24 protein-coding genes and 1 pseudogene are annotated in these 20,042 nt (G+C 72.3%); 18 read left to right on the forward strand and 7 right to left on the reverse strand.

Features of this window, described 5'->3' with window-relative positions:
• The first annotated feature begins 11 nt into the window (after positions 1–11).
• A complete protein-coding gene (locus ACFYOJ_RS32350; protein ID WP_004986406.1) occupies positions 12–299 on the forward strand; it encodes a DUF1416 domain-containing protein in 288 nt (95 codons plus the stop codon).
• Between the two features lie 120 nt (positions 300–419).
• Entirely contained in the window at positions 420–704 is a 285-nt protein-coding gene (locus ACFYOJ_RS32355) for a DUF3099 domain-containing protein (RefSeq protein ID WP_356557173.1), read from the forward strand.
• Positions 705–756: 52 nt separating this feature from the next.
• Here ACFYOJ_RS32355 and ACFYOJ_RS32360 read toward each other — a convergent pair whose 3' ends face one another.
• On the reverse strand, positions 757–1,416 hold the full coding sequence (locus ACFYOJ_RS32360; protein WP_356557174.1) for a TetR family transcriptional regulator: 660 nt from the start codon (positions 1,414–1,416) through the stop codon (positions 757–759).
• Between the two features lie 43 nt (positions 1,417–1,459).
• The gene (locus ACFYOJ_RS32365) at positions 1,460–1,822 is read right to left on the reverse strand and encodes a DsrE family protein (RefSeq protein WP_356557175.1); all 363 of its coding nucleotides are present in this window, start codon (positions 1,820–1,822) and stop codon (positions 1,460–1,462) included.
• A gap of 268 nt (positions 1,823–2,090) precedes the next feature.
• On the opposite strand from ACFYOJ_RS32365, the gene ACFYOJ_RS32370 reads away from it, so the two are divergent.
• The 3 genes from ACFYOJ_RS32370 to ACFYOJ_RS32380 are packed head-to-tail and all read left to right on the forward strand — an operon-like array spanning position 2,091 to position 4,095.
• Positions 2,091–2,666, forward strand: coding sequence for an FABP family protein (locus ACFYOJ_RS32370; RefSeq protein WP_356557176.1), 576 nt, complete (start codon positions 2,091–2,093; stop codon positions 2,664–2,666).
• A gap of 16 nt (positions 2,667–2,682) precedes the next feature.
• Positions 2,683–3,120: a Fur family transcriptional regulator gene (locus ACFYOJ_RS32375; protein WP_356557177.1), complete on the forward strand. Its 438-nt coding sequence runs from the start codon at positions 2,683–2,685 to the stop codon at positions 3,118–3,120.
• 9 nt (positions 3,121–3,129) lie between these two features.
• Positions 3,130–4,095, forward strand: coding sequence for a folate-binding protein (locus tag ACFYOJ_RS32380; RefSeq protein WP_356557178.1), 966 nt, complete (start codon positions 3,130–3,132; stop codon positions 4,093–4,095).
• Positions 4,096–4,133: 38 nt separating this feature from the next.
• Here the strand turns inward: ACFYOJ_RS32380 and dtd are convergent, their stop codons facing one another.
• The gene (gene dtd / locus ACFYOJ_RS32385; protein ID WP_356557179.1) at positions 4,134–4,559 is read right to left on the reverse strand and encodes a D-aminoacyl-tRNA deacylase; all 426 of its coding nucleotides are present in this window, start codon (positions 4,557–4,559) and stop codon (positions 4,134–4,136) included.
• 171 nt (positions 4,560–4,730) lie between these two features.
• Between dtd and ACFYOJ_RS32390 the strand changes: the two genes are divergently transcribed.
• From ACFYOJ_RS32390 to ACFYOJ_RS32400, 3 genes are all read left to right on the forward strand, one after another.
• The gene (locus tag ACFYOJ_RS32390) at positions 4,731–5,360 is read left to right on the forward strand and encodes an aerial mycelium formation protein (protein ID WP_356557180.1); all 630 of its coding nucleotides are present in this window, start codon (positions 4,731–4,733) and stop codon (positions 5,358–5,360) included.
• Positions 5,361–5,447: 87 nt separating this feature from the next.
• Complete coding sequence (locus ACFYOJ_RS32395; protein WP_356557181.1) at positions 5,448–6,473, forward strand: asparaginase; 1,026 nt, start codon at positions 5,448–5,450, stop codon at positions 6,471–6,473.
• A 483-nt stretch (positions 6,474–6,956) separates the two neighbouring features.
• Entirely contained in the window at positions 6,957–7,883 is a 927-nt protein-coding gene (locus ACFYOJ_RS32400) for a GntR family transcriptional regulator (protein ID WP_356557182.1), read from the forward strand.
• 24 nt (positions 7,884–7,907) lie between these two features.
• On the opposite strand, the gene ACFYOJ_RS32405 is transcribed toward ACFYOJ_RS32400, so the two are convergent.
• On the reverse strand, positions 7,908–8,096 hold the full coding sequence (locus ACFYOJ_RS32405) for a hypothetical protein (RefSeq protein WP_356557183.1): 189 nt from the start codon (positions 8,094–8,096) through the stop codon (positions 7,908–7,910).
• 148 nt (positions 8,097–8,244) lie between these two features.
• On the opposite strand from ACFYOJ_RS32405, the gene ACFYOJ_RS32410 reads away from it, so the two are divergent.
• From ACFYOJ_RS32410 to ACFYOJ_RS32440, 7 genes and pseudogenes are all read left to right on the forward strand, one after another.
• Positions 8,245–9,120 (forward strand): winged helix-turn-helix domain-containing protein, encoded by an 876-nt coding sequence (locus tag ACFYOJ_RS32410; protein ID WP_356557184.1) that lies wholly within the window; start codon positions 8,245–8,247, stop codon positions 9,118–9,120.
• Complete coding sequence (locus tag ACFYOJ_RS32415) at positions 9,120–9,875, forward strand: HAD family hydrolase (RefSeq protein WP_356557185.1); 756 nt, start codon at positions 9,120–9,122, stop codon at positions 9,873–9,875. The genes ACFYOJ_RS32410 and ACFYOJ_RS32415 overlap by 1 nt, the downstream gene beginning before the upstream one ends.
• 45 nt (positions 9,876–9,920) lie before the next feature.
• Complete coding sequence (locus ACFYOJ_RS32420) at positions 9,921–10,340, forward strand: hypothetical protein (protein ID WP_356557186.1); 420 nt, start codon at positions 9,921–9,923, stop codon at positions 10,338–10,340.
• 227 nt (positions 10,341–10,567) lie between these two features.
• Positions 10,568–12,667: a phosphotransferase family protein gene (locus tag ACFYOJ_RS32425; protein ID WP_388598424.1), complete on the forward strand. Its 2,100-nt coding sequence runs from the start codon at positions 10,568–10,570 to the stop codon at positions 12,665–12,667.
• Between the two features lie 118 nt (positions 12,668–12,785).
• Positions 12,786–13,592, forward strand: coding sequence for a hypothetical protein (locus tag ACFYOJ_RS32430; protein ID WP_356557188.1), 807 nt, complete (start codon positions 12,786–12,788; stop codon positions 13,590–13,592).
• Between the two features lie 16 nt (positions 13,593–13,608).
• Positions 13,609–13,770, forward strand: a pseudogene (locus ACFYOJ_RS32435) (ATP-binding domain-containing protein); the annotation flags it as partial.
• 201 nt (positions 13,771–13,971) lie between these two features.
• Complete coding sequence (locus ACFYOJ_RS32440; protein ID WP_356557189.1) at positions 13,972–15,264, forward strand: phosphatase PAP2 family protein; 1,293 nt, start codon at positions 13,972–13,974, stop codon at positions 15,262–15,264.
• Positions 15,265–15,314: 50 nt separating this feature from the next.
• On the opposite strand, the gene ACFYOJ_RS32445 is transcribed toward ACFYOJ_RS32440, so the two are convergent.
• Positions 15,315–15,458 carry a hypothetical protein gene (locus tag ACFYOJ_RS32445; RefSeq protein WP_356557190.1) on the reverse strand — a complete coding sequence of 48 codons (144 nt, stop codon included), beginning with the start codon at positions 15,456–15,458 and terminating at the stop codon, positions 15,315–15,317.
• A gap of 74 nt (positions 15,459–15,532) precedes the next feature.
• On the opposite strand from ACFYOJ_RS32445, the gene ACFYOJ_RS32450 reads away from it, so the two are divergent.
• The 3 genes from ACFYOJ_RS32450 (at position 15,533) to ACFYOJ_RS32460 (ending at position 17,168) form a co-directional block, all read left to right on the forward strand.
• Positions 15,533–15,997: a helix-turn-helix transcriptional regulator gene (locus ACFYOJ_RS32450; RefSeq protein WP_356557191.1), complete on the forward strand. Its 465-nt coding sequence runs from the start codon at positions 15,533–15,535 to the stop codon at positions 15,995–15,997.
• A gap of 80 nt (positions 15,998–16,077) precedes the next feature.
• The gene (locus ACFYOJ_RS32455) at positions 16,078–16,686 is read left to right on the forward strand and encodes a hypothetical protein (protein WP_356557192.1); all 609 of its coding nucleotides are present in this window, start codon (positions 16,078–16,080) and stop codon (positions 16,684–16,686) included.
• Between the two features lie 146 nt (positions 16,687–16,832).
• Positions 16,833–17,168: a DUF2516 family protein gene (locus tag ACFYOJ_RS32460; protein WP_356557193.1), complete on the forward strand. Its 336-nt coding sequence runs from the start codon at positions 16,833–16,835 to the stop codon at positions 17,166–17,168.
• A gap of 32 nt (positions 17,169–17,200) precedes the next feature.
• Here the strand turns inward: ACFYOJ_RS32460 and ACFYOJ_RS32465 are convergent, their stop codons facing one another.
• The gene (locus tag ACFYOJ_RS32465; protein ID WP_356557194.1) at positions 17,201–18,589 is read right to left on the reverse strand and encodes a fused response regulator/phosphatase; all 1,389 of its coding nucleotides are present in this window, start codon (positions 18,587–18,589) and stop codon (positions 17,201–17,203) included.
• Positions 18,590–18,828: 239 nt separating this feature from the next.
• Entirely contained in the window at positions 18,829–19,944 is a 1,116-nt protein-coding gene (locus ACFYOJ_RS32470; protein ID WP_356557195.1) for an NlpC/P60 family protein, read from the reverse strand.
• Positions 19,945–20,042: the final 98 nt, after the last annotated feature.

A 20,042-nucleotide genomic window follows, 5' to 3' on the forward strand; every position in this document is an offset into this window, starting at 1 on the left:
AGGAGTACGACATGTGCGGAGCGAAGGCCGGCGGCCCCGACGCCTCGACGATCAAGCCCGGTGAGACCACCATCCAGGGCCAGGTGACCCGCGACGGCGAGCCGGTGACGGGCTACGTCCGTCTGCTGGACTCCACCGGCGAGTTCACCGCGGAGGTCCCGACCTCCGCGACGGGCCAGTTCCGCTTCTACGCGGCCGAGGGCACCTGGACCGTACGGGCACTCGTCCCGGGCGGCACCGCCGACCGCACGGTCGTCGCCCAGCAGGGCGGGCTGGCGGAGGTCGCGATCGCCGTCTGACGGCACGCGCGGCACACACGCGGCACACGTGCCGCACGACGGCCGAGGGGCCGCACCCACCGGGTTGGACGCCTGGGGTGCGGCCCCTTCGGCGTGCCCGGACGGACCTACCCTGGACACATGTACGCACGGAGGCGGCGCGTCTACTTCGTGATGATGGGCACCTGCATCGCGCTGTTCGTCCTGGCCTGGGGCGTCGTCCGCCTCTGGTCCGTCCCCGCGGCCGTCGCCCTGTGCGTCGTCGCCATGGTCATCCCCCCGTTCGCCGCGATGGCCGCCAACCGCCGCGGCCCCGACGACCGCTGGTGGGACGATCCCTCCGGTGACCCGGAGTCCGACGAGTGGTGGGACGAACTGGACGGCCGGAAAGGCCCCGGCGGCCCCCGACGCCAGGACCGTCCCTAGAACCCGCCCAGGAACCGCCCGCCGGAAACCACCCTCCCCCCGGACCCCGCGCCTACGACGACCGCTCCCTCCCCCCGAGAAGGCGTTCCAGGCAGCGCACCGCCAGGTCGGCGGGGGAGCCGGGGCCCTCGGTCCCCGCCTCCGTGCCGGCCCACGTCTCCAGGGCGATCCGGACGGCGTCGGTGGCGGCGGCGGCCATCAGCCGGACCTCCAGCGGATCGGCGGCGCCGTCCGTCAGACGTGCGATCACCGGGACGAGCCGCTCCTCGGACTCCTGGTTCACGCGGTACCACACGGCGCGCAGCGCCGGATCGTCCTCCCCCGCCCGCAGCAGCCCGCGGGTGCGCAGCAGGGCCTCGACGGCCCGGGTGTCCGGGGCCGCCAGCGCCTGTTCCGCGGCGGTCCGCAGGGCCGGGCCGAGCGGGGTGCCGGGCTCCGTGCTCTCCAGCAGTCCGCGCCAGCGGTCGGCACCGACCGTCAGGAGCGGGCCGACCGCGTCCTGCTTGGAGCGGAAGTACCGGTAGAAGGTGCGCAGCGCGACCCCGGCGCGCCGGGCGATCTCCTCGGCCGTCGTGGCGTGCGGGCCCCGGGTGGCGAAGAGCTCGGCCGCCGCGTGCGCGATGTCGAGCTGGGTGGCGGCCTTGCGGCGCTCGGTCAGGGACAAGGGCGGGGACGGCGGCTGGACCACCGGACCGACCGTCGCGTACGTCATGGGGAAGTGAGCGGCGGGGCGCCGGCGGACGGGACGCGGGCGGTCAGTAGACGAGCGCCTGCGTGTCGTCCGCCAGCGCCTCCTGCACGAAGACCTGGGCGCCCGCGATCCGCACGCCCTCGAGCACGTCCTTCTCGGTGATGTCGCGCCGCGCCGCGCACTGGGTGCACAGGGTCAGCCGGCCGCCCGCCAGGATCGCGTCCAGCAGGTCGGGCAGCGGCGCGGCGTGCGGCAGCTCGAACCCGGCCGCGCGGCCCGGCAGGGCGAACCAGGCGGACTCCCCGGTCAGCCACAGCGAGACGTCGACCCCGCTGGCCACGGCCACCGCCGCCACCGTGAACGCCTGAGAGCACCGCTCGGGCGCGTCGGCCCCCGCCGTCACCTTGATCACGAGCTTCTTCGCCATGACGGAATCGTACGGCGGCCGCGCCGTGCGGCGGCCACGACGGCGCACCTCGCCAAGTGCTGCCCGGCCCGGCCGCGTAAGCTGGGCCCCGGCCCCTGTGCACACAGCGCACGCACCGCACCCCGCTCAATCGAGGAGCACCCCGTGGAGATCTTCTTCGAAGCCCTGTTGGTCCTGGTCTGCGTCGGCGTCCTCGCCTTCGCCGGACTGACCGTGAAGAAGCTGTACCAGGGCCAGCGCTGACCCCCCACGCCAGGAAGTACTGCTCATGATCGAGATCCCGTCCGACCTCCACAAGGACCTCGTCCCGCTCGCCTTCCTGCTCGGCAACTGGGCGGGCGCGGGCGTGCACGACTTCCCGGGCGCCGAGAAGTGCAACTTCGGGCAGGAGGTCTCCTTCTCCCACGACGGCCGTGACTTCCTCGAGTACCAGTCCCACACCTGGGTCCTGGACCAGGAGGGCAACAAGGTCCGCCCCCTGGAGTCCGAGCACGGCTTCTGGCGCATCGACGCGGACCGCAAGGTCGAGGTCACGATGGTCCGCGACGACGGCGTCATCGAGATCTGGTACGGCGAGATGGCCGCCCAGAAGCCCCAGATCGACCTGGTCACCGACGCCGTCGCCCGCACCGCCTCCTCGCAGCCCTACACCGGCGGCAAGCGGCTGTACGGCTACGTCAAGAGCGACCTGATGTGGGTCGGCGAGAAGCAGACCCCCGAGGTCGGACTCCGCCCCTACATGTCCGCGCACCTGAAGAAGGTCGTCACCCCGGAGGACGTCGAACGCTGGGCCAAGGCCCTCCCCGACGACATGCCGGACGACGGGATCGCCTTCTTCAAGTAGACCTACACTCAGGGGTGTGGTGAGCACCGACTGGAAGAGCGACCTCAGGCAGCGCGGCTACCGGCTGACGCCGCAGCGGCAACTCGTGCTCGAAGCCGTGGACACCCTGGAACACGCGACCCCCGACGACATCCTCGGCGAAGTGAGGAAGACGGCGTCGGGGGTCAACATTTCCACCGTGTACCGCACGCTGGAGCTCCTGGAGGAGCTCGGGCTGGTCAGCCACGCCCACCTCGGACACGGCGCGCCCACCTACCACCTCGCCGACCGGCACCACCACATCCACCTGGTCTGCCGGGACTGCTCCCACGTGATCGAGGCCGATCTGTCGGTGGCCGCCGACTTCACCGCCAAGCTGCGCGAACAGTTCGGTTTCGACACCGACATGAAGCACTTCGCGATCTTCGGCCGGTGCGAGGACTGCGCCCGGAAGGGCCCGGCCGACGGATCGTAGGCTAGGCGTATGAAGAGCCCTCTGCTGTCCCTGCCCGGCGCCGTCCCCGCCGAGGGCGTGGACGAAGGCGTCGCCGCGCACTACGGTGACCTGTTCCGCGAGCAGCGCGCCCTCGCCGACGGCACCGGATTCGTCGACCTCTCCCACCGCGGTGTCGTCACCGTCACCGGTGAGGACCGGCTGAGCTGGCTGCACCTGCTGCTCACCCAGCACGTCAGCGACCTGCGGCCCGGCGAGGCCACCGAGGCGCTGATCCTCTCCGCCAACGGCCACATCGAACACGCCCTGTACCTGGTGGACGACGGCGAGACCGTCTGGGCCCACGTGGAGCCCGGCACCCGGGAGGCGCTGATCGCCTACCTGGAGTCGATGAAGTTCTTCTACCGGGTCGAGGTCGCCGACCGCACCCCCGACACCGCCCTCGTCCACCTGCCGGCCGGCTCCATCGCCGAGGTCCCCGAGCACGCCGTCGTCCGCGAGACGCCGTACGGCCGCGACCTCTTCCTGCCGCGCGGGGAACTGGAGGCGTTCGCGGCCCAGGCCGGGCCGCCGGCCGGGATCCTCGCCCACGAGGCGCTGCGCGTCGAGCAGCACCGGCCCCGCCTCGGCTTCGAGACCGACCACCGCACCATCCCGCACGAGCTGGGCTGGATCGGCATCGCCGTCCACCTGCAGAAGGGCTGCTACCGGGGCCAGGAGACCGTCGCCCGGGTGCAGAACCTGGGCAAGCCGCCGCGCCGGCTGGTCTTCCTGCACCTGGACGGCAGCGAGGTCCACCTGCCGCCCGCCGGGGCCGAGCTGCGCCTGGCCGACGACGGTCCCGACGGCCGGAAGATCGGCTTCGTCACCACGTCCGTACGCCACCACGAGCTCGGCCCGGTCGCCCTCGCCCTGGTCAAGCGGAACGTGCCGGTGGACGCCCGGCTGCTCGCCGAGGGCACGGCGGCGGCCCAGGAGACGGTCGTCGAGCCGTAGGGGCCGTAGCCGTAGAGGCCGTAGGGACCGTGGAGGACCTAGACCTCGATCAGCACCGTGAACGGGCCGTCGTTCGTCAGCGACACCCGCATCCGCGCGCCGAAGCGGCCGGTCGCCACGGTCGCGCCCAGCGCGCGCAGCTGCGCGACGACCTCGTCGACGAGCGGCTCGGCCACGTCACCGGGGGCGGCGGCGTTCCAGGTGGGGCGGCGGCCCTTGCGGGCGTCGCCGTACAGGGTGAACTGGCTGATCACCAGGAGCGGGGCGTCGATGTCGCTGCACGACTTCTCCTCGTGCAGCATCCGCACCGACCAGAGCTTGCGGGCCAGCTGCGCCGCCTTCTCCTCGGTGTCCTCGTGGGTCACGCCGACCAGGACGCACAGTCCCTCGCCGTCGATCGCCCCCACCGTCTCGCCGTCCACGACGACGCTCGCGCCGTCCACTCTCTGCACCACCGCACGCATGCCGCCATGATGCCGTGCCGCCCGGAGAGCGGGACGGGCGGCCCGTACGGGGCTTCTTTTCTCCCCCCTAACCCCCCATCTGGGGCTGTTCGGGGGCACTCGGTCACATAGCGGCCACGCGGGGTGGCACGATGCTCCCCAGACGCCGGTCGAGGGGACGGGTTGAGGGATATGAGCACACCGAGTACTACGGGGCAGCCGTCAGGTATCGCCGCGGTGACCTACCCGGAGGGCCTGGAGCCGCTCCGGACGCCCGTGCAGCGCACGGACAGCCCGGAGCTGCCCGCGAAGCCGCCGGAGCACGACCTGCCCGCGCTGAGCCTGCCCGAGCTGCGCGCCCTGCGCAGGGACGTCCAGCGCGAGGAGGCCGATCTCAGCTATGTGCGGCGGCTGCTGCAGGGGCGGATCGACATCCTGCGCGCGGAGCTGGCGCGGCGCGGGCCACAGTCCGTGGCGGACCCGGACGTGGCGTCCGTGACCTCCGTCGTGGAGCGGCTGTCGGAGATCCTGGCCGACGCGCCGGCCCGGCAGAGGTCCTCCGCCCGCCATGTGACGCTGGGCACGCCGCGCAGCGAGGAGGGACGCAGACTGGCCGCGGAGATGCTCGGCGAGGTGGAGCTGTCCGACCTGACGGCCCGCACCGATCCGGAGCTGAAGGCGGCGATGGGCCGCCTCGTGCGCTTCGAGCAGCAGGTCTCCCGGCGGCGGCAGCGGCTGCAGCACACGGCCGACGGCTGCAGCGCGGAGATCGCACGCCGGTACCGTGAAGGGGAAGCACAAGTCGACGACCTGCTCGTATGACGCCGGGTGCGGCTCCACGAGCCGCACCCGCGAGCCCGGCCACCCCGGGCCGCGCGGCGGGTCGCCCCGTCCGGAAGGCCACCGCCGATGTCCGCGCCCCAGTCCCCGTCCCGGTTCCAGCCCTCGTCCCCGACAGCGCCCGCGCCCGGTTCCCCGACCGCCCTGCCGTCCGTCGCACCGCCCGTCCTCGCCGAGGTCGTCCGGTCCGGCTTCGTCGAGGGCCGGCACCGGGGCAGCCTGGTCGTCCTGGGGACCGACGGGGCCGTGGAACTGGCGCTCGGGGACGTGACGGCGCCGGTCTTCCCGCGCTCCTCCAACAAGCCGATGCAGGCCGCGGGCGTGCTGCGGGCCGGCCTGGACCTCGCGGGGGAGCGGCTGGCGCTGGCCGCCGCGAGCCACTCCGGGGAGCCCTTCCACCGCGACCTGGTCCGCAAGATGCTCGACGAGCACGGCCTCGACCCGGCCCTGCTCCAGTGCCCGCCCGACCTGCCGCTGGACCCCGAGGAACGGGACACCTATCTGGCCTCGGGCGAGGTGCCCGACCGGATCACCATGAACTGCTCCGGCAAGCACACCGCGATGCTCGCCGTCTGCGCCCAGCGGGGCTGGCCGCTGGACACCTACCTCCACGCGGACCACCCGCTGCAGCGGCTCATCCACAAGGTGGTGGAGGACGCGGCGGGCGAGCCGGTCGCCGCCGTCGGCACCGACGGGTGCGGGGCCCCGCTGATGGCGATCAGCCTGGTCGGACTGGCCCGCGCCTTCCGCGGCTTCGTCGCCGCCGAGCCCGGCACGGCCGAACGCCGGGTCGCCGACGCGATGCGCGCCCACCCCGAGTACGTCGCCGGCACCCGCCGCCCCGACACCTGGCTGATGCGCGAGGTGCCCGGCACGCTCTCCAAGATGGGCGCGGAGGCCGTCCAGGCCCTCGCCCTGCCCGACGGCCGCGCCCTCGCCTTCAAGGTGGAGGACGGGGCGGGCAGGGCGCTGGGCCCGGTGCTGGCCCGCGCGCTGACGCTGCTGGGCGTGGACGCGCCGGTGGTCGAACGCATCGGCCGCGCACCGCTGCTGGGCGGTGGGCACGAGGTGGGGGAGATCCGGGCGGCGTTCTGACCACGGGCCGGCGGCGGGCGCGGTCCGCGGAGACACCCGCGACGCTGTGGCCGGGCGACGAGTCGGCCGTACGGCCGGCGGCGCTCGGACGGGTCCGGGAAGAGCGAGCGGGCGCCGCCCGTCCGGCCGACGCCCTGCTGCGTACGTCCGGGCGGCCTCGGTGCCCGGACATGTTCCGAGGATCGCTCCCTTCTGCCGGTGACGGGACGGGTGGTGCGCGCAAGCGCCATCCGTAGCGCGTGCTGTTCGGTTGTGGTTGTGGTTGTCGTGCGGTGGTGACGACCGGCCGCCCGGGCTCACGGCTCCCCTCCGGAGGAGAGCCCGGACGGCGGTACGCCGGTTCAGCGCCTTGATGGTGACGGGCAGGAGGCCCGACCACGCTGCCCAAGTTGGCAGCCAACTTCTCTTTACTTATCTCCACTTGGGAGAGTCTCATAACCACCTTTCCGTGAACTGCCGGAAGATGGCGGGAAGTTGTAGGGTTTGGTCGTGGAGCGGGAACATGCCCCGGTCAACGGCCGGAAGAAGCCGCCGGCACCTGCGAGAACACATCGCGAGGTGGCCGACGAACTGCGCGCCCGGATCAGGTCCGGGACGCTGCGCTCGGGCCAGCGCATGCCCACCCAGGCCCAGTTGGCCGACGAGTTCGGGGTGGAGCGCGGCACCGTCCGCCAGGCTCTGCGCATCCTGCAGTCGGAGCGCCTGCTCACCAACGTGACCAAGGGGAGCCCGGCGACCGTCGCGCCCGGCCTCGACAGGGCGCTGACCGGCCCGGACGCGCCGCCGATGCCGACCACGGTGACCCTCGCCCCCCGGATCTCGCAGGCGTTCGCCGCCCCGCACGTCCGTATCGACGCGCTGTGCCTGACCGCGGGTTCCCTCACGCTGGCCATCGGCGAACCGCTGCGCCAGATACACGCCGGGCGGTGGAAACCGGCCAAGGTCGACGTCCGCGTCCTGCTGCCGGACCGGGGCATCCCCCTGGCCTTCCCGGTGCCGGTGCCGGTGCCGGGCCCCGGGGGCGGGGGCGGCGGCGCCCCGGTGCACGAGCGGTGGCTGTCCATGCGCAACGCCCAGGGGCGGGTGCTGCGGCACAGCCTGCTGGCGCTGCGCGCCACGCACGGCATCGACGTGGGCGTCACCTTCCGGGCGCTGCCCTTCACGCCGCCGGTGAAGCTCTACCTGCTCAACGACACGGAAGCGCTGTTCGCGTACTACACCCTCACCCGGCGCGAGCAGCAGATCGGCCACGAGCGGCTGGAGACGTACGACGTCGAGGGCACCCGCTCGACGCTGTTCGCCTTCGAGCGGGGGGCCGGGCCGCGTGACACGGCGTTCGTCGCGCAGTCGCGGCTGTGGTTCGACGCGCTGTGGGAGACGATCAGCACCGGGCTGACGCTCACGGACTGACGCGCACGAACCGGCCCCTCCCTCTCACAGGGCGGGCCCGGCGACCAGCAGGGCCAGCACCACCGCGCCGGCGGAGCTGACGGAGGGGCTCTTGGCCTTGATGCCGACGGTGAGCAGGAGCAGGCCGACGATGCCCGTGGTGCCGTACTTCCACTGGACGAGCTGTTCGAAGCCGATGACGAAGACCGCGGAGACGAGGGCGAGGACGGGCATGGTCGTTCCCCCTTCGGGAGCCTTGGAAGTAAAACTTCCGCCAACTCGAAAAAGTTGGTAACCAACTCTGCTTATGTTGTCCCCACTTGGTCTGTAGTTGTAAACAAGTTCCCAACAACTCCCCTCGGATGGACCGGAGTTGTACCGTTTGGTCGTGACTCAGGAGAACGTGCCCGTGAACGACGGCAGAAGGCCCTCGTCCCAGGAGATCGCCGACATCCTGCGGGAGCGGATCCGAGGGGGCGTCCTCAAGGCGGGCGACCGCCTGCCCACCCAGGCCGAACTGGCCGACGAGTTCGGGGTGGAGCGCGGCACCGTCCGCCAGGCCCTGCGCGCCCTCCAGGAGGACGGCCTGCTCACCAACGTCAGCAAGGGCAGCCCGCCCCGCATCGCCGAACCGGCCCCGGCCCGCGGCGAACCGCAGCCGACCATGGTGGCGCTCGGGCCGCGGCTGGCGGAGGCGTTCGCGGCACCGCACGTGCGGATCGACGTCGTGTGCCACACCTCGGAGACGCTGATGCTGGCGCTCAGCGAGCCGCTCCGCCTGATCCACGAGGGCCGCATCCGCCCGGAGTCCATCGACTTCCGCGTCCTGATGCCCTCGCGCGACATCGAGCTGGCCTTCCCCGTCCTGGTCGAGGACGAGGAGGACGACCCGGTCCACCAGCGCTGGCTGCAGATGCGCAACGCCCAGGCCCGCGTCCTCCAGCACAACCTGCACGCCGTGCGCTCCACCCACCACGTCGACGTCCGCGTCGCCTTCCGCGCGCTGCCCTTCACCTCGCCGATGAAGCTGTACCTGCTCAACGGCGAGGAGGCCCTCCTCGGCTACTACCTGCTGACCCGGCGCGAGGAGGAGTACGAGAGCCGGACCCTGGAGATGTACGACGCCCTCGGCTCCCAGTCGCTGCTGTTCTCCTTCCTGAAGCGCACGGGGCACCGGGACGCCGTGTTCGTGGAGGAATCGCAGAAGTGGTTCGACGCCCTCTGGGAAACCATCACCACGGACATGACACTCTCCTAGTGACATCCGACACGGAACGGACCGAACCGGCGACCGAGCGGACCGCCGGCCTCAGAGACCTGATAGCGGGTGCCCGGGTCGTCCTGTGGGACTTCGACGGCCCCGTCTGCAGACTGTTCGCGGGCTACCCGGCGGACCGGGTCGCCGGCCGGCTGGTGGGCTGGCTCGAGCGGACGGGCCACAAGGACCTGCTGACCGAGGAGGAGCGGGTCCACCCCGATCCGCACGTCCTGCTGGGCGCGGTCGACCGCAGGAGCCACCGCAGTGACCTGGTCGCCGAGTTCGAGGAGCAACTCACCCGCGAGGAACTGCGCGCCGTGCCCACCGCACGGCCGACCGCGTACGCGGACCCCCTGATCCGGACCTGGGCCGCGCTGGGGGTGGGCCTCGCCATGACCACCAACAACTCGCCGCGCGTGGTCGGCGAGTACCTCACGACGCGCGGCCTGCTGGGCTGCTTCTCCCCGCACATCTACGGCCGCACCCAGGATCTCGCCCTGCTCAAGCCCGACCCGTACTGCCTCGACCGCGCCCTCGACGCGATGGGTGCCGCACCCGGACAGGCCCTGATGGTCGGCGACACCGCCTCCGACCTGACGGCCGCCCGGCGGGCCGGTGTGCCGTTCCTCGGGTACGCCCGCAACGAGGAGAAGGAGAAGCTCCTGAGGAAGGCCGGCGCGGAAACGGTCGTACGGTCACTGGAACCGGTGCTGACGCTGGTGCGGGAGAGCGGCGGACGGCGGGCTCACGCCTGAGTCATCAGCAGGACGCAGAGCACGGCCGCCGCCATCGAGGCGCGGATGCTGCCGCCCTCCGAAGAGACCGCCCTGCGCGACCTGCGGACCGAGGGCACCGTCTCGTCCGTGCGCGTGGAGGTCCGGCACGTGCCCCTGACGCCGGTGTTCAAGCTGTACCCGCCTCCGGGGACCGCGGCGCTCTTCGGACCGTACGAGGTGATCGAGCGGACCAGCCTGCTGGACGACGGTACGGCGGTCGAGGTCCTGGACGTGCTGGGGCCGGGCTCCGTGCTCACCCGGCACGTCAGCGACGAAGGGGACCCGAGCTCGGCCGGCTCCGTCTTCGTCCGGAGCGTGCAGAGCTGGTTCGACTCCTGCTGGGACTGCCGGCCGCTCCGGTGTGCCGGGCGGGGACCGGCGGACGACAGGACCGATTCGCCCGTCCGGGTCAACCGGGTTGCCGCTGTGCGGCACAAAGGCTGAAGTACACCCAACGGGCAACCTGTCGCAGCTGTACTGTGTGCCCGCTTTCTTCGTCATCGTACGAAGCCCTGGCGCGTCGCACGTCCCTCCTGGAGCACTCCGTGAGCCGTCCCTCCCCGCTCGGTGAACCGGCACCGGAGCGGGCGGCGGGCGAGGCGTTCGACCGGTCTCTGGCGCAAGCGACGGCGCTGGGCCGGTTCAGCCGGGGGGACCACCGCCTGAACCACATGGTGCGCCCCCTCACCACCGAGGACTCGAGACGGGGGGCCGCCGGGAACGGTGCGCCGGTCACCGTCCGCAAGCGCATCCCGTCCGCCCTGCCGGCGGTCATCCGGACGTGGCAGGACGAGGCCGACCTGCTGAACCGGATCCGGAGCGTGCTGCACAACGTCCCACGCTGTCCGGCCAAGCACGGTGACGTCATGGTTCTCAGCCACGTCGAGGGCGTGCCCCTGTCGATCGTCTGCCCCGACGACACACCCGTCGACCACGACTTGATCACCGCGCTGGTGGAGCTGCTCGCCGACATGACACGGGTACGTCGGCATCACCTGCCCCCGCTGCCGACCTCCTGGCCCCGGTCCGGCCGGGACAGCGGCGCGTTCCTCAGAGCACTGGCGTTCGCGGCCGAGGAACAGATCAGGCAGCGCAACCGGGCGGAGTTCGGCGGCCTGCTCGCCATGCTGGGCATCCCGGAGGACGCCTTGATCCGGTTCGCCGAACGGGTGCCCACGCTCGTCAGCCGCCCGTTCAGCCTGCTCCACACGGACCTGCACCGGGACAACGTGATCATCTCGTACGGCGGGAATCCCCCACTGATCTGTGTCGACTGGGAGCTGGCCGGTTACGGCGACCCGCTCCACGATCTCGCCACGCACCTGGTGCGCATGCGCTACCCCGGCCATCAGTGGCCGGAGGTCGTCGAGGCCTGGCGCAAGGTGATGGGGGAGCGGCGTGGCAGGGCCGTCAACGGTCTGGACCGGGACCTGAAGCACTACGTCGCCTTCGAGCGGGCTCAGTCGGTCTACCCGGACGTCATGCGAGCCGCGCGGTCGCTCGGTGACGCGTTCGACCAGAGGGACCTGGACGCCGCGACGCGGACGGTGCACCGGGCGCTGGTGGCGGCCGAAGAGCCGTTGCGGCTGAAGAACGTGCCGGACGAGTCGGCCATTGAGCGTGTCCTCTTCCGGTGGAATGAGTCCCACGGCAACCGGCACAGCCGAGTACGGGCCCCGCGCCAGGTCGTGTGGCAGCGCGATCCGCGTGTCCCCCTCCGGCACGGCTTCCCCGCGTGGGCGGTCGGCCGGGCGCTGCTGGAGGAGGGAAAGGCCCCCGCCGACCGGGTCTTCAGGGGTACGGCCCACTTGAACACGGTCGTACAGGTCGAGGGTGTGAGCACGCTCGTCGTGGTCCGTCGGAAGACAGGCACCGGCGACACACGGGAACGCCGGTTCCTCAGCGAGCATGCCGTGCTGTCCGCGATCGAGGTGTGCGGGGCACGCGTCCGGGCCCCACGGGTGCTGGCTCTGGGCACCAGCGGACTGGACGAGCAGTTCGCCGTGCACTCCTACGAGGGGCCGGCGGACCGGTTCTGCCCACCGGAGCACCCCACGCGTGGACTGCGCCCGCACGAGGCGGACGACCTTGTGGACCAGTTGGCCGAGCTGACCAAGGTCGACTGCGCGGCGCTGGACCCGCTGAACGGGGCCGTCTTCTACCCCTGGCTGCGCGGCGAGTTGGTCCGCCTGGTGAGCGAACTGCCCGAAGCCACCATGGAACTGGCCCGCGAACTGGGGCTGCCGGACAGCGTCCGGCTGGCCGAGATCCTCTCCCGTCACACTCTGACACCCCGCCGTTCCGTCCTGCTGCACGGTGACCTGAACCCGTGGAACCTGGTGCGCCGGAGGGACGGGGGACTGACGCTGATCGACTGGGAGATGGCCATGGTGGGCGACCCCCTGTACGACCTCGTCCGCCACATGCACCTCACCCCGACGCGGCCCGAGATCCGCGACCGCATGTTCCGCCGTTGGGAGCGCCTGCTCCCGTCCGACTGCACCAAGGACGCGCACGAGGACTGGCGTGTGTACCGGTGGGTCGAGACCGTCCGCTCCGCCTACATCGACCTCGACCGCCTGGTGACCGGTACCGGTCGGGACGCGCCCAACGTCGAACGCGCCCTCGAGTCCTACGCGATGACCCTGGCCGGGGCCACGGCCGCGCTGGGCCTGCCGGACAAGTCCGCGGCCCGTCACGGCCTTGCCCGTGCGTTGCCGCAGGGAGACCATGGTGGGTCACAAAGAGCTCGCCTGGCGGCGGACGTCTGAGCGACCGCAGGGCGGTGACGGTTCGGGGGGACTGCGTATGCCGGGCAGGCCGGACGGAACGGGCACCGATGGAATGGCGTCGCGCTTCCGGCGGCTGCAGGCACGTTATGAACCGGTGGTGACCCGCACCCTGCTGCTGGGCCTGTTCGTCACAGGAGTGAGCGCCCAGCTCATCGAGCCGGTCGGTGACGCCCTGCAGGACAAGGCCTTTCTCGGCGGCGCACTGCTCAGCCTCGTGGGGTACGTGCTGTACGAGGCGGTGAAGGATCTGGCGACATCACTGCGCCTTCCCGCGCGGGCCCAGGTCGAGTCCAGGGAACTGGGCACGTTCGTGAGCGAGGCGTTCCGCGCCCGTACGGTGGAGATCAGTTTCCTCGGCTACACCGGCGAGACCCTCTACAACGAGCTGCACCACCGCCTGGAAGGTCTGCAGGAAGACCCCGGGCCCACCCGCCACGTCAACGTGCGGTTCCTCGTCCCCGACTTCGGCCGCCCCATGACCGTGCCCTCGAGGGTCGGCCAGGACGGCAGGCCGGAGGACGACCAGGACTTCCGCAAGCGGCTCGAGGACAAGTGCCGGGAGTACGACCAGACACTCTCCGGCCTGGCCGAGCGCCTGACCCGTCTCGGCAGGGTGACGGCCCGGTGCGAGTACCGCCTGTATCCCGGCATCCCCACGCACAAGGTCTGCGTCTTCAACCGCGAGCTCGTCCTGCACGGCCTCTACGACGTCACCGCCCGCACGGTCCTGCGCAACTCGGGCCCGGAGTTCTACGACCCCAAGGGCTACCGCACCGACCTCATGGTCTGGTCGCGGGAAGGAGGCGACGACGCCAAGGTGGCCCTCACCACCTGGAACAAGCACTTCGACAGCCTCTGGGGCCTGGCGTCGGTGCCTCCCTGGTGCACGACGCCTGCCGACTGAGCCGCCGCCGGACGCCCCGGCGAGCCTCGTCAAGGGTCTGGAGTACGACCACGTCGTCGCCGTGGAGCCGGCGGCGATCGCCGAGGCGGAGGAGCGAGGGCTGCACCGGCTGTACGTCGTGCTGACCCGGGCGGTGTCCCGGCTGGACGTGGTGCACTCGCGGCCGCTGCCGTTCTGAGGACGGCCGGGAAGACACCGGCGCGACTCGCACAGGATTCGCTAGCATGTCCGAACTTGCGACGAACGCCCCTCCCGCGCTCGCCTCGCGTCCACCGGATCTTCCTCACAAATCGGCCAAAAATTGATATCTTCAGCCCCGCGCCCGTCCGCGCGGACCAGCGTCAGAGAAACGTTCGCCGCGTGGCGCCGGCCACGGGCGGTGCTGTGGACCGCGGCGGGTGCGACGGTCCTCGGCTTCCTCGTCGCGCTGGAGTTCGCCGCGCGTCACTACGGGGCGCCGGGGCCGCTCACCACCCAGGCGCGCGAGGCGATTCTCGTACCCAGCTCGGGCCCCCTGCTGTACGCCAGCCTGGCGCTGATGTCGGTGGTGCTCACCTGGCGGCAGCGTCTGGTCGCGGTGGGCGCCGCGGCCGGTATCGACGTCGTCTTCGCGCTGGTGCGCTGGGCGGTCGGCGCCGACATGGGCTTCGGCAACGGCGCGTTGTGGGTGATCCTGGGCCACGCGGTCCTCGCCCTCACGCGCCGCACCGGCCATGAACGCGTCCTGCTGCTGAAGGGCGTCGGGCTGGGGCTGCTGCTGGTGGCCGGCCGCAAGACCGGCGACACCTGGCTGCTCATCACCTCCAGGACCCGCCCCATGGTGCTCGACCGGTACCTGGCGAGCGCCGACCACGCCCTGGGCAACCCCTCCTGGGTGGCCGGCCGGATCGTCGAGGCCACCGGCGCGGTCGGCCACGGCATCCTCGACTTCGTCTACGTCATGCTCCCCGTGGCCGCGGTCGTCGTCGCCGTCTGGCAGCTGCGCAAGGTGGCGGCCGAGCGCCGCTTCCCCCGCCACCACCTGGTGCGCACCTTCCTGGTCGTGGGCCTGCTCGGACCGGCCGTCTACATGATCTTCCCGGTGGTCGGACCGGTCTTCGCCTACGGCACCGGCGCCTGGGGCACCGGCGGCCTGGAATGGGCGGTGGCCGACCTGTGGCCGCACACGCTGCCGCCGGCCGCCGCCCCGCAGCACCTGCTCTACGACGAGGCCACCCCGCGCAACTGCATGCCGAGCCTGCACACGGCGTGGTCCGTGGTGATCTTCATCCACTCCCGCACGGCCCCCCGCCCCCTGCGCTGGGCGGGCACCGCCTGGCTCGTCGCCACGCTCACGGCGACGCTGGGCTTCGGCTACCACTACGGCGTGGACCTGGTGGCCGGCGTGGTGTTCGCGTACACGGTCGAGGCGGCGCTGCGCACCTTCGACCGCGGCTGGGACCGGTCGGGCGTCGTGCTGGTCGCCTACGGCACGGCGGTCTTCGCCGCGCTCCTGACCTCGTACCGCTACCTGCCCGAGGAGATGGCCGCGCACCCGTGGGTGGCCGGCCCCCTGCTGATCCTCGCGGCGGCCTCCGTGGTCTACGGCTACACCCGCACCACCCGGCAGTGGGACCCCCAGGCGGTGGCGGTGCCGGCACCGCAGGCACGCCCCCGGCCCGAACCGGCCTGAGGGGTGCCCCCGCCGGGGTCGGCGGGGGCACCCCGGGGAACCCCGAGGAGTCAGACGAAGGTGTTGTCGTCCTCGCGTGCCCCGGCCGCCGCGTCGGCGAGGTCGTCCAGCAGCCAGCGCAGGCCGGTCGCCGTCTCCTCGCCCGTCAGCCGGCCGTCCGCGTCCCTCGGCTGTGTCGGCATGTTCAGGATCACGCCCGGACCTCCGTGGGCGCACTATTGCAAGCATGCGCTTGCAATAGTTAGCGGAGTGGGGCATGGTGGGAAGCATGGCTTCGCTCAACGTCGGCAATCTCGGCGAGTACCTGCGCGAGCAGCGGCGCAACGCACAGCTGTCGCTGCGGCAGCTCGCCGACGCCGCCGGGGTGTCCAATCCGTACCTCAGCCAGATCGAGCGCGGCCTGCGCAAGCCGAGCGCGGAGGTGCTGCAGCAGGTCGCCAAGGCCCTGCGGATCTCCGCCGAGACGCTGTACGTCCGCGCCGGCATCCTCGACGCGGAACGGGAGCGGGACGCGGTGGAGACGCGTGCGGTCGTCCTCGCCGATCCCACGCTGACCGAGCGGCAGAAGCAGGTGCTGCTCCAGATCTACGACTCCTTCCGCAAGGAGAACGGATTCGGTGCCGACGGCGCCCCCGAGGCCGCCCCGGGCGACACCGTCGGCGACTCCATATCCGGCGACCGTCCCCGTACGGGGGGCGGCGAAGACGCCGGCCCGCCGCGGACGGCCGGCTGAGCGGCAGTGAACGCCCGGCCGGCCGGGCGCGGGAACACCAGGAAACCCATCGCCGAAAGCATTCCGGGAGGACCAGCACCATGGCCATCACCGACGATCTGCGCAAGACCCTCAGCGACCCCCGCCCGCTCTACTTCGCCGCCGGCACCGCCGACCTGGCCTTCCAGCAGGCGAAGAAGGTGCCGGTGCTGGTGGAGCAGCTGCGCGCCGAGGCCCCGGCACGGATCGAGGCCGTCCGCAACACCGACCCGAAGGCCGTCCAGGAGAAGGCGGCGGCCCGCGTCAAGGAGACCCAGGGCACGCTCCAGGCCAAGGCCGGCGAGCTCTTCGGCTCCCTCGACGCCGACCTCAAGAAGCTCGGCGAGACCGCCCAGGACCTCGCGCTGCGGAGCGTCGGCGTCGCCGCCGAGTACGCCGTGAAGGCCCGGGAGACCTACGAGAAGGTCGCCGAGCGCGGCGAGCAGGCCGTGCGCACCTGGCGCGGCCAGGCCGCCGACGGCATCGAGGGCGTCGCCGGGGAGGTGGAGGAGCTGGCCGTGGCCGTCGAGCCGAAGGCCGAGCCCGTCACTGTCACGGAGGACAAGCCCGCCGCGGCGAAGTCCGGCACCACGCCCGCCGCCCGCAAGGCCCCGGCGGCGAAGAAGAGCACCACCCCCGCCGGGAAGAAGACGACGCCGACCGCCGAGTGAGCCTCGGCAAGGCCGAGTAAGGCCGAGTAGCCGAGTAAGGGACGGCGGAAGCGTGTGCGGGCCGGGCACCCTGGGGGTGCCCGGCCCGTTCTCCGGGTACGGTGACCGCGTAGGACGACCCGAGTCTGGTGGTGGACGTTGTGCTGATGCAGGGGTTCATGAACTTCATGGGGCTTCTGAGCATCGCCCTGACCGTTTTCAACGGCTTCGCGCTGATCGACGCCGCCGTCCGCCGGGAGGACGCCTACCGCGCGGCGGACAAGAAGACCAAGCCGTTCTGGCTGATCATGCTCGGGCTCGCCTTCGTGGTGAGCCTGATCTTCCCGCTGCTGTCGTTCCTGCCGATCATCGGCCTGATCGCGACGATCGTGTACATGGTCGACGTACGGCCCGCGCTGCGCGGTCTGCCGGGCGGCGGCCGCAACAGCCGCCGCGGCTCCAGCAGCGACGGCCCCTACGGCCCGTACAACGGCGGACGCTGACGCCCGCGCCGTTCCTCCGGGCCCCCGAGTCCTCAGCGGCGGTCCGGGATCCGGTCCAGCAGCAGGACCGCCACGTCGTCCGCCAGCTCGCCGCCGTTGAGTTCGCGGACCTCGTTCACCGCCGTCCGCAGCAGTTCCTCGCCGCGCAGGCCCTCGGCGAAGCGGCGGCGGACCATCTCCACCATGCCGTCCTGACCGAGCCGCTCGCGCCCCTCGCCGATGTGGCCCTCGATCAGGCCGTCGGTGTAGAGCATCAGGCTCCACTCGGCGCCCAGCTCCACCTGCGTGCGCGGCCAGCGGGCGCCCGGCAGCAGCCCGAGCGCCGGGCCGTTGTTGTCGTAGGGCAGCAGCCGGGCGGGCAGGCCGGGGCCGGCGACCAGCGGTGCCGGGTGGCCGGCCAGGCAGAGGCCGGCGCGGCGGCCGTCGGGCGCGATGTCCACCGTGCACACGGTCGCGAAGATCTCGTCGTCCGGGCGTTCGTGCTCCAGCACCTGCTGCAGCGTGCCGAGCAGCTGGTCGCCGCAGAGCCCCGCCAGGGTCAGCGCGCGCCAGGCGATGCGCAGCTCGACGCCGAGCGCCGCCTCGTCCGGGCCGTGCCCGCAGACGTCGCCGATCATGGCGTGGACGGTGCCGTCCGGGGTGCGGACGACGTCGTAGAAGTCGCCGCCGAGCAGGGCGCGGGAGCGGCCCGGACGGTAGCGGGCGGCGAACCGCAGCGGGGATCCGGCCAGCAGCGGGGTCGGCAGCAGGCCGCGTTCCAGCCGGCGGTTCTCCTGTGCCCGCAGCCGGCCCTCGGCCAGGCGCCGTTCGGCGGTGTCGGAGCGCTTGCGTTCGACGGCGTAGCGGATGGCGCGGCTCAGCAGCCGGCCGTCCAGCTCGTCGCGGAACAGGTAGTCCTGGGCGCCGACCGCGACCGCCTCCGCGCCGCGCTCGGCGTCGCTGGAGGAGGTGAGCGCGAGCACGGCGTGCCGGGGCGCGAGCTCCAGCACGTGCTTGAGCACCGCCAGCTCGTCGTCCCGCCCGTCCTCGCCCTTGCGGGCGGGGCCGGGTGCCGGCAGGGCGAGGTCCAGCAGGATGCAGTGGACGTCGTCGGTCAGCAGCCGCTCCGCCTCGGTGAGGTTGCGGGCCGTGCGGACGCGGATCGGCTTGCCGGCCTGGTCGAGCAGATCCGGCACGATCGGCGAGCCGGCCGGATCGTCCTCGATCAGCAGCAGGGTCAGGTTGGTGGGAGTGGTGCTCTCTCGCGTCTCCGTGGTCTTCTCGCGCTTCTGCGTGGTCTCCGGCCGGCCGGTGGGGTTCCCGGCCGGTTTCGTCACGGGCGGGGCCTGGTCCTGGGGACGGCCGCTGCCCTGGGGTACGGCGGGCACCTGACCGCGTTCCACGGCCGGGATCGCCCTCTGCCGCGGTACGGGTACGGGCATCGTCTTGGGTTCCTTCCCTCCCCCGAGGGCATGGCGGGGGCGAGGGACCTCGACCCACCGACGGGGACCATAGCGGGTGACGGTGCCGCCGCGGAATGGTCCGCGACACGTCGGGCGTCCTTCGGCCACCGTCATGTGCCGTGTTGTCCAGCGCAGTTGGACACGTCGGCCGGGGGCCGGGGATGACGAACGTCACGCGGGGCGGGGCGCCCGGCGTGCGGTGGGTCACGTGGGCGGCGTCACGCGCCGGGGGCCTGGGTCCGGGGCGGTGCCGGGGGCGTTTCGGGGCGGACCACACCGAGGATGGGCATGGTGCCCGCCCCCGCGACCGTGATCGCGCGTCCCGGACGCGGGGCGTGGACGATCCTGCCGTCGCCGATGTACATCCCGACGTGGCTGGCGTCGTCGAAGTAGATGATCAGGTCACCGGGGCGCATGTCCTCGGTGCCGACGTGCCTGAGCTGCTGCCACTGCTGCTGGGAGGTGCGCGGGATGGCCTTCCCGGCCGCCGCCCAGGCCTGTGAGGTCAGACCGGAGCAGTCGTACGCCTTCGGGCCCTCGGCGCCCCACCGGTACGGCTTGCCGATCTGGGCGGTGGCGTACTCCACGGCCTTCCTGCCCTGCCCGGTCGCCTGTACGCCGAGGTCCTTGACGGCGCCGGAGCCGAGCCAGGCGGCCTGGGCCTTCTCCTGGGCGATCCGCTCCAGCCGGGCGAGGCGCTCCTTCTCCTCCTTCTCCAGCTCGGACTCGAGTTTCTCGGCTGCCGCGATCCGCTGCTCGATCTCCTTCCGGGCGGCCGCCTTCGCCCTGCGGCTGGACTCCAGCTTCTTCCACCGGGCCGAGGCGTCGGCCTGGTAGGCCAGCAGGTCCGCCTGGGCGCGGGACAGCTCGCCGAGCAGGGCCTCGGCGGCGCGCTGGCCCTGCATGACGCGGCCGGTGCCGTCGAGGAACTCCTCGGGGTCACCGCTGAGCACCAGCTTGGCCTCGTCGGGCAGCCCGCCGGTGCGGTACTGGGAGCGGGCCGCGGCGCCGGCGCGGTCCTTCAGCCCGTCCAGTTCCCGCCGGCCCTCGGTGATCTTCTTCGCCAGCCCGGCCAGCTCGTCGGACTGTTTCTTCGCCGCCTCCTCGGCGGCGTTGTACTGGTCCGTGGCCGAGGACGCCGCGCGGTAGAGCTCGTCGAGCCTCTTGCGCACGGCCTCCAGGTCCTTGTCCGGGGAGGCGGCGGGCGGTGCCGTCGGCGAGGCCGCCGGTGACGGGCCCGGGTCCGCGAACGCCGTGCCCGGCGCCGCCAGCACGGTGACCGCGCAGACCACGGTCACGGCGGCGGCCGTCCAGCCCTGCTTGCCCGTACGCATACCTCGCCCCCAGAACTGATTAACCGTCAGTAACATCGGTGCTCGAGGGATCGTGCCACGCCGGAGCGCAAAGCGACAGAGGCGGTGCCGATGGTGGG

The organism is Streptomyces sp. NPDC006384 (genome assembly GCF_042870695.1).
Classification (GTDB): domain Bacteria; phylum Actinomycetota; class Actinomycetes; order Streptomycetales; family Streptomycetaceae; genus Streptomyces.

Excerpts from the sequence above, each read along its gene's own strand:
- ACFYOJ_RS32450 (WP_356557191.1), top strand. The coding sequence starts at position 15,533 with ATGGCTTCGCTCAACGTCGGCAATCTCGGCGAGTACCTGCGCGAGCAG.
- ACFYOJ_RS32460 (WP_356557193.1), top strand. The coding sequence starts at position 16,833 with ATGCAGGGGTTCATGAACTTCATGGGGCTTCTGAGCATCGCCCTGACC.
- ACFYOJ_RS32370 (WP_356557176.1), top strand. The coding sequence starts at position 2,091 with ATGATCGAGATCCCGTCCGACCTCCACAAGGACCTCGTCCCGCTCGCC.
- ACFYOJ_RS32470 (WP_356557195.1), bottom strand. The coding sequence starts at position 19,944 with ATGCGTACGGGCAAGCAGGGCTGGACGGCCGCCGCCGTGACCGTGGTC.
- ACFYOJ_RS32355 (WP_356557173.1), top strand. The coding sequence starts at position 420 with ATGTACGCACGGAGGCGGCGCGTCTACTTCGTGATGATGGGCACCTGC.
- ACFYOJ_RS32390 (WP_356557180.1), top strand. The coding sequence starts at position 4,731 with ATGAGCACACCGAGTACTACGGGGCAGCCGTCAGGTATCGCCGCGGTG.
- ACFYOJ_RS32455 (WP_356557192.1), top strand. The coding sequence starts at position 16,078 with ATGGCCATCACCGACGATCTGCGCAAGACCCTCAGCGACCCCCGCCCG.
- ACFYOJ_RS32395 (WP_356557181.1), top strand. The coding sequence starts at position 5,448 with ATGTCCGCGCCCCAGTCCCCGTCCCGGTTCCAGCCCTCGTCCCCGACA.
- ACFYOJ_RS32405 (WP_356557183.1), bottom strand. The coding sequence starts at position 8,096 with ATGCCCGTCCTCGCCCTCGTCTCCGCGGTCTTCGTCATCGGCTTCGAA.
- dtd (WP_356557179.1), bottom strand. The coding sequence starts at position 4,559 with ATGCGTGCGGTGGTGCAGAGAGTGGACGGCGCGAGCGTCGTCGTGGAC.
- ACFYOJ_RS32365 (WP_356557175.1), bottom strand. The coding sequence starts at position 1,822 with ATGGCGAAGAAGCTCGTGATCAAGGTGACGGCGGGGGCCGACGCGCCC.
- ACFYOJ_RS32350 (WP_004986406.1), top strand. The coding sequence starts at position 12 with ATGTGCGGAGCGAAGGCCGGCGGCCCCGACGCCTCGACGATCAAGCCC.
- ACFYOJ_RS32425 (WP_388598424.1), top strand. The coding sequence starts at position 10,568 with ATGGTGCGCCCCCTCACCACCGAGGACTCGAGACGGGGGGCCGCCGGG.
- ACFYOJ_RS32420 (WP_356557186.1), top strand. The coding sequence starts at position 9,921 with ATGCTGCCGCCCTCCGAAGAGACCGCCCTGCGCGACCTGCGGACCGAG.
- ACFYOJ_RS32465 (WP_356557194.1), bottom strand. The coding sequence starts at position 18,589 with ATGCCCGTACCCGTACCGCGGCAGAGGGCGATCCCGGCCGTGGAACGC.
- ACFYOJ_RS32380 (WP_356557178.1), top strand. The coding sequence starts at position 3,130 with ATGAAGAGCCCTCTGCTGTCCCTGCCCGGCGCCGTCCCCGCCGAGGGC.
- ACFYOJ_RS32360 (WP_356557174.1), bottom strand. The coding sequence starts at position 1,416 with ATGACGTACGCGACGGTCGGTCCGGTGGTCCAGCCGCCGTCCCCGCCC.